1 protein-coding gene is annotated in these 201 nt (G+C 45.3%); it reads left to right on the forward strand.

Translation table 11 applies throughout. The features are described 5' to 3' along the window. A partial coding sequence (locus LKK83_RS15505) for an HNH endonuclease (protein ID WP_324632116.1) occupies positions 1 to 201 on the forward strand: 201 nt, incomplete at both ends.

The following is a 201-nucleotide window of genomic DNA, read 5'->3' on the forward strand; positions in this document are numbered from 1 at the left end:
GGGGAAACAACCCGGTGTTCCAACGAGAGTATCGAAGCTCTTGAAGAGACAAAAAGGGAAGTGTAACCACTGCGGACTTTATTTCAAGGAAGAAGACACTATGGAAGTAGACCACATCATCCCGGAAACCCTAGGTGGAAAGGATGAATACAAAAACCTCCAACTTCTTCATAGACATTGCCACGATGTAAAGACTGCCAC

The organism is Phormidium sp. CCY1219 (assembly GCF_035615515.1).
Taxonomy (GTDB): domain Bacteria; phylum Cyanobacteriota; class Cyanobacteriia; order Cyanobacteriales; family Laspinemataceae; genus CCY1219.